Origin of the sequence: Streptomyces sp. NPDC056486, assembly GCF_042795295.1 — a bacterium.
Lineage (GTDB): Bacteria > Actinomycetota > Actinomycetes > Streptomycetales > Streptomycetaceae > Streptomyces.
In genome coordinates this window covers 31,459-44,920 of sequence record NZ_JBHTSF010000036.1, presented here as the reverse complement: position 1 = coordinate 44,920, position 13,462 = coordinate 31,459, and the positions used below count along the sequence as shown (strand labels likewise).

Genomic DNA, 13,462 nt, shown 5'->3' with positions numbered 1-13,462 from the left:
CCACGTCGATCGATGGGGTTCCGGAAGTTTCGGGAGAGGAACGGAAATTTCTTCTGCGGGGAGTGTTGACGATCCACCGTCGATCGCTCGACCATTCCTGTCTGAGAAGCCGATCACGGTTCGAGATATCGACCTGTGCCGGCTCTGAACACTCTGTGCCCAACGGAGATCCACGCACCGCCGCTCGCCTCGTCCGCCTGCCGAGTGGGAGCGGGCGACGCACACCCCGCGCTTCAGTCCTTTCGCCATTTCGACTTTGGAGGCACCGTCATGGACTTGTCCGCCCTTCCCAGACCCGCTGTCCGCCGAAAGCTCCGCGGTCTGCTGTTAGCGCTGGCCGTCGCTGTCCTCGCGCTGGTCGCCGCACTGGTGGTACCGCCGACCGCACACGCGGCCGAGAGCACGCTCGGCGCCGCGGCCGCGCAGAGCGGCCGCTACTTCGGCACCGCCATCGCCTCGGGCAAGCTGGGCGAATCGGCGTACACGACGATCGCGGGCCGTGAGTTCAACTCGGTGACGGCCGAGAACGAGATGAAGATCGACGCAACCGAACCACAGCGCGGCCAGTTCAACTTCACCGCCGGCGACCGCGTCTACAACTGGGCGGTGCAGAACGGCAAGCAGGTGCGCGGCCACACCCTGGCCTGGCACTCCCAGCAGCCCGGCTGGATGCAGAGCCTCAGCGGCAGCACCCTGCGCCAGGCGATGATCGACCACATCAACGGCGTGATGGGCCACTACAAGGGCAAGATCGCCCAGTGGGACGTCGTGAACGAGGCCTTTGCCGACGGCAGTTCGGGAGCCCGGCGCGACTCCAACCTGCAGCGCACCGGCAACGACTGGATCGAGGTCGCCTTCCGTGCCGCGCGCGCCGCCGACCCGGCCGCCAAGCTCTGCTACAACGACTACAACGTCGAGAACTGGACCTGGGCCAAGACCCAGGCCATGTACGCCATGGTCAAGGACTTCAAGCAGCGCGGTGTGCCGATCGACTGCGTCGGCTTCCAGTCCCACTTCAACAGCGGCAGCCCCTACAACAGCAACTTCCGCACCACCCTGCAGAACTTCGCCGCCCTCGGCGTCGACGTGGCCGTCACCGAACTCGACATTCAGGGCGCCTCGGCCACGACCTACGCCAATGTGACCAACGACTGCCTGGCCGTTTCGCGCTGCCTCGGCATCACCGTCTGGGGCGTGCGCGACACCGACTCCTGGCGATCGCAGGACACGCCGCTGCTGTTCAACGGCGACGGCAGCAAGAAGCCCGCCTACACCGCCGTCCTCAACGCACTCAACGGCGGCTCCACCACGCCTCCTTCGGACGCCGGACAGATCAAGGGCGTCGGCTCGGGCCGCTGCCTGGACGTCCCCAACTCAAGTACCACCGACGGCACCCAGCTCCAGCTGTGGGACTGTTCAGGCAGCACCAATCAGCAGTGGACGTACACCGCCGCCGGTGAACTCAGGGTCTACGGAGACAAGTGCCTGGACGCGGGCGGCACCGGCAACGGCACCAAGGTTCAGATCCACAGCTGCTGGGGCGCCGACAACCAGAAGTGGCGCCTCAACTCCGACGGCTCCATTGCCGGCGTCCAGTCCGGCCTCTGTCTCGACGCCGTCGGGGCCGACACGGCCAACGGCACCCTGATCCAGCTCTACTCCTGCTCAAACGGCAGCAACCAGCGCTGGACCCGCACCTGATAAGGCCGGCCGCTCCCGAAATCGCGGATCGATAAGGGCCCACGGCACGGCTTCCCGCGCCCCCTCACGAACACGTGCTCGTACGCCGGGGTCGCCGCCATGGTGGCGGCGACCCTCGCGATCAGCATGTTCACCGGGGGGAAATCCGGCGCCCGCTCCCACGGGGGTGCACGCGTCCTGCCGGGTCAGCCGCGGCCGGCCCACTCCACGACGGTGTCGGCGAACTCCTTCGGCACCTGCTCCGGCGCCGCCACGTGTCCGCCGGACAGCACTCTGGTCGGACACAGCCGAGCGCCGCCGCGAACTTCGCCAGGGACGGCCGGGAGAACCTGTCGTCGGGGGCGCAGACCGCGAGCGTGCGCGCGGTGATCTTCGGCAGGCGTCCGTTCCGTCCCGAGCTGCCGTTCCAGGACGGTGAGTTGATGGCACAGGCTGAGGACCTCCGCATCCTTGCAGCGGTCGCTCATTGGTAGTAGCCGCAGTGCGGCGAACAGGTTGGTGACGGTCAGGTAGGCGAGACGAAGCAACACGAGTGCTCATCCTGCCGCACCGTTTAACAAGGCTCTGAGCTGCGTGGACGACCTTTTCGGCAGGCGCAGAGTCGGCCGCGGGCCAGGCGGAGACGGGCCATGGTGGAGCGCCGGACGCGGCGGGCGGCCAGGTCCTCGTGCGGGGGCGAGGAAGGCGTTGGCTTCGTCGAGGCGGCCGGTCATCACCAGGGCGTTGGCGTACCTGTCGGGTCAGGCCGGCGGGTCGGGGTGTATCTGGCGAGCATGGTCTGGACGGCCTGTTCGACGGCGTCGTGGATGTCGGAGGCTGCGGGGTTCCAGTCGGTCAGCAGCATGCGGGGCCACAGGACGTAGTTGGCGATCATGCCGAGGAACTGGTTCGCGGCGCTCGCCGCGTCCGGGACATCAGCGTTGCCCGCCTCGTGCTCGGATTCCAAGTAGTGCTGAACGGAGGTGAAGTAGGGCAGTTTGCCGAGCTGGAACTGCATCCGTCCCAGTTCGGGGAAACGAGGCAGTTCGGCGATGACGATCCGGAACAGGGCTGTCATGCCCGGCTGGCCGACCAGGTCGGCATAGCGGTGGCCGACGGTTGTCAGTCCGGAGCGCAGATCTCCGGTCTGTGGCCGCGCGGCAGCGTCGCCGGCGTCACGCTGCCAGGACTCGGTGACGATGGCCTCGAAGAGGGCCGCCTTAGTGGGGAACCGCTTGAACAGGGTGGACTTCGAGACCCCGGCCGCTTCGGCGATCCGGGCCAGTGAGGTGCCGTCGTAGCCACGATCCAAAAACAGTTCTGTGGCTGCGGTGGTGATCGCCTCGCGTTTCTGCTGAGCGAGTCTGCGGTGGTGTGCGGAGAGTTCTGCTGCCATGCGGACAGTATGCCGCAGACCCGAGGCGAGTCACTTGACTCGCCTCGCTAGTCCTGCTTACGGTACGGGAGCAAGGCGAGTCGAGTGACTCGCCTCCTATCTGTGGCGCCGGGCGAATTCCGGTCGCCGCGCGGTGGAGGAACAGTTCATGACGATCGATAAGATCGCTTTGGTGACCGGTGCGAATCGCGGCCTCGGACGTGGCGCGGCCATCGCTCTGGCCACACGCGGGGTGCGGGTCTTGGTCACCCACCGCGGTGATGCGGCCGGGGCCGAGAAGACGGTGGAACAGGTGCAGGCGGTGGGTGGGACTGCCGCTGCTCTCCGGCTCGACATCAGCGACGTCTCCTCTTTCGCGTCCTTCACCTCCGAACTGAGCGAGCATCTGGAGCGCTGGGGCACTTCGCGGCTCGACATCTTGGTCAACAACGCGGGAGTGGGGATCTTCGGACCGCTGGAGGACGTCACGATCGACGACTTCGACACGGTGATGGGCACCAACGTCCGGGGCACGTTCTTCCTCATCCAGTCACTTGTGCCGCTGCTGGCCCGAGGAGGCCGCGTCATCAACGTCTCGACGTCGCTGACCCGCCACACCAGCCCCGCCACCTCGGTCTACTCCGCCTCGAAGGCCGCCGTCGAAGCCTTGAGCCGCACCCTCGCCGCAGAACTCGGCCCGCGCGGAATCCGGGTCAACTCCATCGCCCCGGGACCGACCGCCACCGATTTCAACGGTGGAGCGATGCGGGACGACGCCGAGATGCGCCAGGTTCTGGCCGGACAGACCGCGCTCGGCCGCGTCGGCGAACCTGAGGAGATCGGCGACGCCATCGCCACGCTGGCCTCCGAGGGCCTGCGCTGGGTCACCGCCCAGCGCATTGAGGTCTCCGGCGGCGCCCTCCTCTGAGCGACCGGGCGACGGTGTGGGTGCCCGAAACTCGGCCGCCCTACGCGACCTGCGCGTATTCGTGAATTACCCCGCCGAGTAGATCATGACGGATGACCTTGGCGTCTGGTGTTACTGGTTCGGGAAGTGGTCACAGGGTGCTGTTCGGTGGGGGCAGTGGGTGTTGAAGTGCGTTTCGTATGTGGCCAGTACGTTGCGCGGGTGCCGTTCGTTGATGATCAGTGTGTGGTCGAGGAGTTCGCGGCGGCATCCGCCGATCCAGCGTTCGATGTACGCGTTCGCCCGCGGGGCCCGCACGGGAGTGAGCAGTACCTGGATGGTCTCGGATGCGAGGACGGCGTCGAAGGCGTCGGTGAACTTCGCGTCGCGATCACGGATGAGGCATCTGGACCGGCCGGCGTCCTCGCCGAGGATCGGCAGGAGGTTCCTGGCCTGTTGGGTGACCCAGGCATCGGTGGGGTTCGCGGTGACGCCGAGCACATGCACGGTGCGGGTGTGGACCTCCATGACGAAGAAGACCTAGACGGGTCGGAGAGTGACGGTGTCGAAGTGGAAGAAGTCACAGGCCAGCAGCCCTTCGGCCTGGTTGTGCAGGAACCGGCGCCAAGTCTGCTCATCGGCACGCCGGGGCGCGGGCCGGAGTCCGGCGGCACGCAGCAGTCGGCGGATCGTGGAGGCACCGATGCGATGACCGAGACGGCGTAGCTCGCCCTGCATTCTGGTGTAACCCCAGGAGGGGGTGTCCCTGGCCAGGCGCTGGATCAGCGCCTGCAGATCAGCGCCTGCAGATCAGCGCCTGCAGATCGGCGCCGATCGGCGGTCGGCCGGGTTTCCCGGTCGAATGGCGCCAGGTGCGTTTCACCAGGCGGCGGTGCCAGGCGAGCAGGGTCGCGGGGGTCAAGACGATGGTGGCGCAGTCGTGCCGGAAGTTGGCGGGCCAGTGCGGACAGCAGGGCACGGTCGGCCCACGACATGCGCGGCTTGGGTATACGGCGGCGTAGCACGGCGACCTCGTGGCGGAGTGCGAGGATCTCGATCTCCTTGGCCCGGCCGGAGCGGCCGAGCAGGACCAGCACGTCGAGCAGCCGGACGAAGATCAGGTAGAGCATCCGCAGTGCCATGAAACGTGATCTTGCTGGATGGCTCCGTCGGTCGGATGGTGCAGGTCATCGGATGTTCCGAGTATTGGAACCCCACAGGCAGGTCACTTGAGGATGGCGTCCCGCCTACTGCCGGGCGATGGGGGAAGCAACCCCGGCGGCTACCAAAGCGTCCAAGAGGCTGCGTGTCCGGGTCTGTTCCTGGTGCGCCGGAACGGAACAGCAACAGACCGGCAGTTGTGGACGAGCGGACATGGAGGACGTCAGACGTGCAGGTGAATGTGGAATGGGTCGATGCGCGCGAGAGGCTGCCCGAACCCGGGGAGCCGGTAGCGGCGGCCACGTACGGAATCTGGCCGCAGGACTTTCATGACCGAGATGCCGCGGGTGAGGATTACTGGCTGGTCAGGCCCATGGTTTTCCATGAGGTGTACATCCCCATGACCTTTACCGAGTCCGAGGACGACAGCGAGTACTACAACTGCTTCGTGGACTCCGACGGTATCGTTCGCTACCCTCCGGGCCGGCCGAGGCAGGAGCACGTCACTCACTGGGCCGCACTGCCCTCCCTCCCCGGCACGTCGGTGCACGAGGCAGCAGGCGACGAAGCACGGTCAGCCTTTCAACGAGTCGGCGACCACCGCTCCCCATAGGCCGGGAACTCGCCCCGCCATCCCTGGGGTGCCGTGTTGCCCCGCCCGGCCGCGATAGCAGAATCTGGAGCAGGCACGGAGTGGGACGAAGAGTGGCTTGCCGAATACGAGGTCTGGACCCAGCGTTCCATGGTGGCGTTCATGCGGGGTGTTCGGACGCCGGTTCGCACGAACTGGATGCCGGCGTTGCGCGGGATTTCGTCGCAGAGGGCGGGGTACTTCGCGTCCCGGTCCCGGATCAGATACGCCACGGTGGCTCTGGCGTCTGCCAGGTCCATGGCCAGGTTTCGGGCGGCCTGGGTCACCCAGGCTGCGGTGGGGTGGGCAGTGGTGCCGAGGATCCGGGCGCGGCGGGTGGCGTGTTCGATGACGGCGAGGATGTACTTGCGCCCTCACGTCAGGGTGACGGTTTCGATGAAGTCGCAGGCCAGGAGGGCATCGGCCTGGGAGCGCAGGAAGTTGGCCCAGGTGGTGGCGGCATGGTCGGGCGCCGGGTCGATGCCCTTGGCGGTGAGGATCTCTCAGACGGTGGAGGCGGCGATCTGGATGCCGAGGGTGGCGAGTTCGCCGTGCACCTTGCGATAGCCCCACGAGGGGTTCTCCCGGACCAGGCGCAGGACCAGTCTGCGGATCGAGTGGACTGTGGGCGGTCGACCGGGCTTCTTCGGCCGGCAGGTGCGGGCATGGCGCCGCTTCATCAAGTCGCGATGCCGGCCAGCACGGAGTCGGGCCGGATCAGTAGGCGCATCGGCGCAGGAGCTTGTGGGGTAATGGCACCAGTAGAGCGGCAAGAGACACCCGGTCTTCCGGAGCGAACTGCACCCGGTCCGCGCCGAGTTGTCGCTCAAGGACGGTGAGCTGGTGGCGCAGGGCGAGGATCTCCGCGTCCTTGTCGCGGTCGCTCATCGGCAGTAGCCGCAGTGCGGCGAGTGCTCGTCCTGCCGCACCGTCGAAGACGTTCCTGAGCTGCATGGATGGCATTCTCGGCAGGCGCAAAGCCGACCGCGACGGTGACGTGGCTGTCCTCGGCGTGGGCGTGGATGAGGAGGTGGCTGTGGCGGATGTCGTCATGGATCTTCTGGGCCCCGTTGGAGACCTCGTGAATCTCGCTGCGGGTGCACCAGGGCATCGGGTAGTTGGCCCGGGTCCAACACTCGGGACACCATCCGGAGCTTCTGGTTGTCGTGCTCGGCCAGCAAGCTCACCCGGCCGCTAATCGGCTGGTCGGTGCGCTTGGGCTGCGACCGAGCCGACGCGTCGTCGCGGACCACTCGACTGGACGCGGCACAGATGCGGAATGAAGCTCCCCGATTGACTCTGGGATAGGAACCGTGTGCATCACCGCTACCGCCGGAGCACGGGCCACGGCATCCTGCTCGCGGTTCGGGATTTGGGCTGCTGTATCGGGCTGCACCCCGATACAGCAGCCTATGCGCGGGCTTCCGCGAGCCTGGACAGATCTGGATCACGTGTCATTCCGGGCGGGCGGCCCTTCCGGCCCGGACGCCCGGGCTGAGCGGCTTGCCCGCTGGAGGAACCGGACGATGCTCGGCTGCAGGAGCATGGCGCCCACCACGCCATGCTCGCCTGGGCCACGGTGTGCTGGGGCCGACCGGGCCTGGTGTAGCCGCCGCCCCGCGCGCGAGCGCGTGCGGAGCCGTGCCCGGGCAGCAGCGCGGGCCAGGTCGCCCCTGCCCCTCCAGACTCCGAGAAGGGACACCCAATGCCTGTCCGACCGACGATTCTGCAAGATCGCTATCGCAACCGCGGCACAGCGTTCTCGCTGGAGGAGCGGGCGAAGCTCGGGATCACCGGCCGGCTGCCTGCCGCTGTGGAGACCCTGGACGAGCAGGTTGCCCGCACGTACGCGCAGCTCCAGGATCAGTCCTCGGACTTGCACAAGTACATCTACCTCGACCGGATCCACAATCAGGACCAGGTCCTGTACTACAAGCTGCTGGGCGACCACCTCGCCGAGCTGCTGCCGGTGGTGTACGACCCCACCGTGGGCGATGCCATCCAGCAGTGGTCGAGCGACTTCCGTGACTCGCGGGCGGTGTTTCTGTCGATCGACAGGCCAGGGGACGTCCGTGCCTCCTTCGAGTCGCTCGGGTTGGGCGGCGATGACGTCGACCTGGTCGTGGTGTCCGACGCGCAGGCGATTCTGGGTATCGGCGACTGGGGAGTGAACGGCACCGACATCTCCATAGGGAAGCTCGCCGTCTACACGGCCGCGGCCGGCATCGATCCCGACCGGGTCATCGCCGTCAACCTGGACGTCGGCACGGACAACGAGCAGCTGCTCAACAGCCCGCGCTACCTCGGGAACCGCCATGCGCGGGTTACCGGCAAGCGCTACGACGACTTCATCGATCTCTATCTCGGGACGGCCTCGGAGCTCTTTCCGAACGCTCTGCTGCACTTCGAGGACTTCGGGCCGTCGAACGCGCGGCGGATCCTGCTCGCGAACGCCGAGACCTACCGGATCTTCAACGACGACATGCAGGGGACCGGGGCCATTGTCATGGCCTCGGTGTTCTCAGCGTTGAAGGTGACGAAGGGGCGCTGGGCCGAGCAGCGGCTCGTGGTCTTCGGCGCCGGTACCGCTGGTACCGGGATGGCCGACCAGATCCACGCGGCGATGGAGCGTGACGGTGCGACGCCCGAGGAGGCGAAGAGCAACATCTGGCTCGTCGACGTCCACGGCCTCGTGACCGACGACATGCAGGACCTGCCGGACTACCAGCGGTCCTACGCGCGCCCGAAGGCAGACGTCAGCTCCTGGAGCGACGGCGAGGTTGACCTCCTCACCACCGTCAAGCAGGTCAAGCCCACCATTCTCATCGGGACCTCGACCATCCACAACGCGTTCACCGAGGGCGTCGTCAGAGCCCTGGCGCGAGGAGTGGAACGTCCCATCCTGCTGCCGCTGTCCAACCCCACAAGCCGTATCGAGGTTGAGCCGTCGGATGCGGTGCCCTGGTCCGAGGGGAGGGCGCTGATCGCCGTCGGCGTCCCCGTATCGCCGGTGGAGTACGACGGCGTCAGCTACACGATCGGGCAGGCGAACAACGCGCTCCTCTATCCGGGGCTCGGCCTGGGCGCGATCGTCTCCGGCGCCCGTCACGTGACCGACAACATGCTGCTCGCTGCCGCCCAGGCGGTGGCCGACCAGGTCGACGTGACGCGGCCGGGCGCCTCCCTGCTGCCGCCCGTCGAGAACCTGCGGGCGTCGTCGGCCACGGTCGCGGTCGCCGTGGCCCGGGCCGCCGCCGCAGACGGGGTCGCGACGAAGTCGCACGACAACCTCATCCAGGCCGTCCAGGACGCGATGTGGCAGCCGGTCTATCCCACGGGCGATGTGGAGGACCAGCGATGAGCCGGGACGAGCGACCGGCATCCGAGCCCGAGATGGGAGACATACCGATCGGAATCCCGGCTAGCGGAAAGCGGAAAGAATTCGACAGCATGGGTACCGTCGAGGTGCCGGCAGACCGTTATTGGGGTGCTCAGACGCAACGGTCGCTCGTGCACTTCTCCATCGGCGACGACCGGATGCCCAAGCAGGTTTACCACGCCTACGGTTACGTGAAGAAGGCGGCGGCTCTCGTCAACGCTGCCGGCGGACGGCTGCCCGAGTGGAAGAAGCAGGCAATCGTGCGGGCCGCGGAAGAGGTCATCGCGGGGGAACTCGACGAGCACTTTCCCCTCTTTGTGTGGCAGACGGGATCGGGCACCCAGAGCAACATGAACGTCAACGAGGTCGTCTCCAACCGCGCCTCGCAATTGCTCGGCGGCACGCTCGGCACCCAGAAGCCGGTTGCCCCGAACGACGACGTCAACATGGGGCAGTCCAGTAACGACAGCTTCCCGACCGCGATGCACATCGCCTCGGTGCAGGAGATCGACGATCATCTCCTTCCACAGCTCCGGGCACTCGCCGTTTCCATCGAGGCCAAGGCCGAAGAGTGGACCGACGTCGTCAAGATCGGCCGCACCCACCTTGAGGACGCGGTACCGCTGACGGTGGGACAGGAGTGGTCCGGCTATGCCGCACAGCTGCGAGCCTGCGCCGAGGAGATCGAGCACAGCCGCGCGGGGCTCCTCGCACTGGCTCTGGGAGGCACCGCCGTCGGCACGGGACTGAACGCCCCGGAGGGCTTCAGCCATGACGTCGCGGCGCGGATCGCCGAGTTGACCGGCAAGTCGTTCGTCACAGCCGAGAACAAGTTCATGGCACTGGGATCCCTCGACGCGATGGTGCGGGCGCATGCGGCACTGCGGGGGCTGGCCGTCGCCCTGATGAAGATCGCCAACGACATGCGATGGCTGGCCTCGGGTCCGCGCACCGGGTTCGCCGAGCTGGTGCTGCCGCAGAACGAGCCCGGTTCCTCGATCATGCCCGGCAAGGTCAACCCGACCCAGTGCGAGGCGATCGTCATGATTGCGATCCAGGTGCTCGGCAACGACTCCGCGGTGTCGTTCGCCGGCAGTCAGGGAAACTTCGAGCTCAACGCGATGCGCCCGGTGATCATCAACAACTTCCTGCATTCCGCGCGGATCCTCGCCGACGGGATGGAGAAATTCCGGACGTTTTCCGTCAGCGGCACCGAGCTCAACACCGACAAGATTGCGCACTACGTGAGCGAGAGCCTGATGCTGGTCACGGCACTGAGCCCCATCATCGGCTACCAGAATGCCGCACAGATCGCCGAATCCGCTCTCGCCAACGGCCAGACGCTCAAAGAGGCCGCCCTGGCAAGCGGTCACGTCGACGAGGAGACTTTCGACTCCGCTGTTGATCCGCTCGCGATGGTCGGCCACAGCGTGGCCGGTGCCTGACCCCCGGTTCCGGGGAATGAGACGGGCTTGCCTACGTTATTCTGCCGGACCCGGCGATCCCTCGGGGGCTGAAGCCGGCCAACCAGCCGGACGCTCATGCAGGAGGCCAGCCGGCGGGACCGGATCTGCTGCGCGGCGTCGGACGCCTACCGGCTGGAGCCCGTCGCCGCTTCCTGATGCCGTTGCCACGCCGTCTCGGTGTGTTCTCGACCATGATGATGTCTCCCTTGTTTCGAGCGATTCGAGCGATTCGAGCGGTTCGAGCTCAAGACACCGCCTGCACGACTCCTGTTGGCGGCATGGGGTCCAGGTCACTTCGCATGCGTGGGAGTCCGGACGGACTCCGGCCCGCCCCGGGGCGCCTAGTGGCCGGCGTGTTCCCCGGATGGTGTTCCGGCCCGGTGGCCCCTTTCCACGACGGCGAACTGCCCCATCATTCCGCCGTCTTCGTGGGCCAGCAGATGGCAGTGGTACATGTACGGGGTGTCCGGGTCGGCCGGTCCGTCGAAGCGCATCGCCAGCTTCATCGTCGTACCGCTGGGCAGGAACACGGTGTCCTTGGCTCCGCGCAGCTCGGGCGGCGGAGCGTCGCCGTTGACCTCCAGCACCCGGAACTGGACGTCGTGCACATGGAAGTTGTGCGGCATGCCGTTGTTGTTGCGCACGGTCCACGTCTCGGTGGTGCCCCGCGTGACGGTCTCGTCCACCCGGTTCATCTTCATCGCGCGCCCGTTGATCCCGGATTGCTTCAGGTCGAAGAACCGCCCGCGTACCGGGTTCTTGCCGTCCGGTACCTCCAGCTTGCCCAGCCGCTGGGGCAGGCCGTCCGAAGCGCGCAGCTGCTTGGCGGCCCGCAGCTCCAGCACGTCGAAGGAGTCGTCGCCCCCGCTGAATCGCTGCTCCCACGCACTCCCGTAGTTGTCCTGCGGGAAACTGCGCAGGACCGTCTTCTCGCCCGGCTCCATGCGCACCACGACCTCCGCCCGCTCGCCGGGCGACAGCTGTATCCGTTTCATGCGGGCCGGCTGCTCCAGGAGGCCGCCGTCCGTGCCGACCAGCGAGAAGGAGCGGTCGTCGGGGAAGCCGAAGTCGTAGGTGCGGGCCGTCGAGGCGTTGAGCAGCCGCAGCCGAACGAGCTCGTCGCCGACTTTTTGGTACGGACGGAGCGTGCCGTTGACCATGGTCCGGTCGCCCAGGAAACCGGCGTGGCGCATCATCTCGTGACCGTGGTCGAACTTGGCGCCGTCGAACTTCACGTCCTGCACGATCACCGGCAGATCGTCGACCCCGTACTTCTTGGGCAGCGGGAGCCGCGCGGACTGCTGGTCGTCAAGGAGGAACATCCCCGCGAGGCCGCGCTGTACGTGCTTCTCCGTCGCGCCGTGCGGATGCGGGTGGTACCAGAGCGTCGATGCGGGCTGGTCCACTCTCCAGTGCGGATTCCACCGGCCGCCCGGTCTGACCATCTGGTGCGGGCCGCCGTCCATCTTCGCGGGCAGGTGCATGCCGTGCCAGTGCACCGTCGATGCCTCATCCAGGCCGTTCTTTATCTGCACGCGGACCTTCTCGCCGCGTTCCGCGCGCAGTGTCGGCCCCAGATAGTCGCCGTTGAAGCCCCACGTGGGTGTCTTGCGGCCGTTCGTGAACTCCTTCTCGCCCGCCTGCATCCGCAGGTCGAAGACGCGGGTGCCGTCCCGGTCCACGCGGGACTTCGCGAGCGGAGGTATCGACAGTTCGTTGTCGAACGACTCCTTGCCTACCGTGCTGATCTCGGCGTCGTTCCACAGCCACAGGATGCCTCCGCCGATCGCCAGCGCCGCGACGGTGACGAACGAGCAGAGAACGACGAGGACGCGCTTGAGTGGGGACATGCCCCAAGCCTCGCGATGTCCCGGGCCCCAGACATCGGGGAACGCCCCCCGTCTGGCCCCCATACAGAACCCGGAGGTCCTCAGGGATGGGACCCTGCCGACCCCTACTGGTTGCGACGGGCTTACGAGGTTCGATCGGGCGTCGCGCACCGCCGGGTCACCGACTTGGGAGCGGCCGTGCTCACGGGCGTCCGGTCCGCGAGAACGGCTGGACATGACACATGCCGGACGTACAGCGGATCGAAGGGGACGATCAGGCCCCGATGCTGCTCGACGGCCGCATCGACGTCGGCTATGTGCGGCTGCCCATCGACGAGATCGGCCTGCGCGTCACTCCGCTGTACACCGAGCCGCGGGTGGCGGTGCTGCCCGCCGGTCACCGGTTGGCCGGCAAGGAAGAGGTCACCGAGGCCGACCTGGCCGGCGAACCGCTCGTCTGGCATGCCGACCCGAGCACGCAGCCCACCAGGCGCCCGCACCCCAACGCCGGGTACCTGGTGCGCGGGGTGGACGAGACACTCGAGCATGTCGCGGCCGGCCGGGGCATCTCGTTCCTGGCCCGTTCGGCGACCGTGTTCTACTCACATCCGGAAGTCGTCTATGTGCCCATCCCGGATCTGGCGCCCGACCAGGTGTGCCTCGCGGTGGCGGCATCGCGCACCTCGCCAGAGGTCGATGGCTTCCTCGCCGCGGCTCAGGCGACAGCCGAGATCACGGCAGAATGCGGGAACTATGAAATGTGGCAGCTTGGAGGCGAGGCCGTCGCAAAGCGCGGTTGAGCAGTCCGACTGACAAACCGACTGACAACAGCAGCGCCACCAGGGGGCACGCGGCCACAGCAATGGCGAAGGCGTTGAGCTCGTGGGTGAAGGCGATGTTGGCGCACAGTGGGAATCGACATCGTCGCGCGGGCCGTTTCCAGGATGATGGAAATCATGATCCCGTTGAAGCCGTCAAAGTCATAGTCGATCAATTCCGCGAGCACTTGGCGAGCTGTTCCAGCCATGCGTGCA

General features: G+C 67.0%; 14 protein-coding genes. 6 read left to right on the top strand and 8 right to left on the bottom strand.

Going from position 1 to position 13,462, the window contains the following annotated elements:
- Nucleotides 1-270: 270 nt before the first annotated feature.
- The gene (locus tag ACFQ7F_RS17060; RefSeq protein ID WP_383271096.1) at nt 271-1,701 is read left to right on the top strand and encodes an endo-1,4-beta-xylanase; all 1,431 of its coding nucleotides are present in this window, start codon (nt 271-273) and stop codon (nt 1,699-1,701) included.
- A 185-nt stretch (nt 1,702-1,886) separates the two neighbouring features.
- Here ACFQ7F_RS17060 and ACFQ7F_RS17055 read toward each other — a convergent pair whose 3' ends face one another.
- Together ACFQ7F_RS17055 and ACFQ7F_RS17050 are read right to left on the bottom strand one after the other, a co-directional pair.
- A complete protein-coding gene (locus ACFQ7F_RS17055; RefSeq protein ID WP_383271094.1) occupies nt 1,887-2,231 on the bottom strand; it encodes a hypothetical protein in 345 nt (114 codons plus the stop codon).
- 182 nt (nt 2,232-2,413) lie between these two features.
- The gene (locus ACFQ7F_RS17050; protein WP_383271092.1) at nt 2,414-3,076 is read right to left on the bottom strand and encodes a TetR/AcrR family transcriptional regulator; all 663 of its coding nucleotides are present in this window, start codon (nt 3,074-3,076) and stop codon (nt 2,414-2,416) included.
- Between the two features lie 148 nt (nt 3,077-3,224).
- Here ACFQ7F_RS17050 and ACFQ7F_RS17045 point away from each other — a divergent pair, with 148 nt between their 5' ends.
- Nucleotides 3,225-3,983 carry an SDR family NAD(P)-dependent oxidoreductase gene (locus ACFQ7F_RS17045; RefSeq protein ID WP_383271090.1) on the top strand — a complete coding sequence of 253 codons (759 nt, stop codon included), beginning with the start codon at nt 3,225-3,227 and terminating at the stop codon, nt 3,981-3,983.
- 111 nt (nt 3,984-4,094) lie between these two features.
- On the opposite strand, the gene ACFQ7F_RS17040 is transcribed toward ACFQ7F_RS17045, so the two are convergent.
- From ACFQ7F_RS17040 to ACFQ7F_RS17030, 3 genes are read right to left on the bottom strand one after another with little or no spacing between them, the layout of a single operon-like run.
- On the bottom strand, nt 4,095-4,490 hold the full coding sequence (locus ACFQ7F_RS17040) for an integrase core domain-containing protein (protein WP_383271088.1): 396 nt from the start codon (nt 4,488-4,490) through the stop codon (nt 4,095-4,097).
- Nucleotides 4,491-4,502: 12 nt separating this feature from the next.
- Nucleotides 4,503-4,700: a hypothetical protein gene (locus ACFQ7F_RS17035; protein ID WP_383271087.1), complete on the bottom strand. Its 198-nt coding sequence runs from the start codon at nt 4,698-4,700 to the stop codon at nt 4,503-4,505.
- A gap of 44 nt (nt 4,701-4,744) precedes the next feature.
- A complete protein-coding gene (locus ACFQ7F_RS17030) occupies nt 4,745-5,104 on the bottom strand; it encodes a hypothetical protein (protein WP_383271085.1) in 360 nt (119 codons plus the stop codon).
- A 248-nt stretch (nt 5,105-5,352) separates the two neighbouring features.
- Here ACFQ7F_RS17030 and ACFQ7F_RS17025 point away from each other — a divergent pair, with 248 nt between their 5' ends.
- On the top strand, nt 5,353-5,736 hold the full coding sequence (locus ACFQ7F_RS17025) for an AQJ64_40280 family protein (protein WP_383271083.1): 384 nt from the start codon (nt 5,353-5,355) through the stop codon (nt 5,734-5,736).
- A 521-nt stretch (nt 5,737-6,257) separates the two neighbouring features.
- Here the strand turns inward: ACFQ7F_RS17025 and ACFQ7F_RS17020 are convergent.
- Nucleotides 6,258-6,434 carry a hypothetical protein gene (locus tag ACFQ7F_RS17020; RefSeq protein WP_383271081.1) on the bottom strand — a complete coding sequence of 59 codons (177 nt, stop codon included), beginning with the start codon at nt 6,432-6,434 and terminating at the stop codon, nt 6,258-6,260.
- A gap of 37 nt (nt 6,435-6,471) precedes the next feature.
- Nucleotides 6,472-6,708: a hypothetical protein gene (locus tag ACFQ7F_RS17015; RefSeq protein WP_383271079.1), complete on the bottom strand. Its 237-nt coding sequence runs from the start codon at nt 6,706-6,708 to the stop codon at nt 6,472-6,474.
- A gap of 751 nt (nt 6,709-7,459) precedes the next feature.
- Here ACFQ7F_RS17015 and ACFQ7F_RS17010 point away from each other — a divergent pair.
- Nucleotides 7,460-9,115 (top strand): NAD-dependent malic enzyme, encoded by a 1,656-nt coding sequence (locus ACFQ7F_RS17010; RefSeq protein ID WP_383271077.1) that lies wholly within the window; start codon nt 7,460-7,462, stop codon nt 9,113-9,115.
- A 32-nt stretch (nt 9,116-9,147) separates the two neighbouring features.
- Nucleotides 9,148-10,578 carry a class II fumarate hydratase gene (gene fumC, locus ACFQ7F_RS17005; RefSeq protein ID WP_383271119.1) on the top strand — a complete coding sequence of 477 codons (1,431 nt, stop codon included), beginning with the start codon at nt 9,148-9,150 and terminating at the stop codon, nt 10,576-10,578.
- A 362-nt stretch (nt 10,579-10,940) separates the two neighbouring features.
- Here the strand turns inward: fumC and ACFQ7F_RS17000 are convergent, their stop codons facing one another.
- On the bottom strand, nt 10,941-12,449 hold the full coding sequence (locus ACFQ7F_RS17000; protein ID WP_383271075.1) for a multicopper oxidase family protein: 1,509 nt from the start codon (nt 12,447-12,449) through the stop codon (nt 10,941-10,943).
- Nucleotides 12,450-12,670: 221 nt separating this feature from the next.
- Between ACFQ7F_RS17000 and ACFQ7F_RS16995 the strand changes: the two genes are divergently transcribed.
- Nucleotides 12,671-13,228 carry a LysR family substrate-binding domain-containing protein gene (locus tag ACFQ7F_RS16995; RefSeq protein ID WP_383271074.1) on the top strand — a complete coding sequence of 186 codons (558 nt, stop codon included), beginning with the start codon at nt 12,671-12,673 and terminating at the stop codon, nt 13,226-13,228.
- Nucleotides 13,229-13,462: the final 234 nt, after the last annotated feature.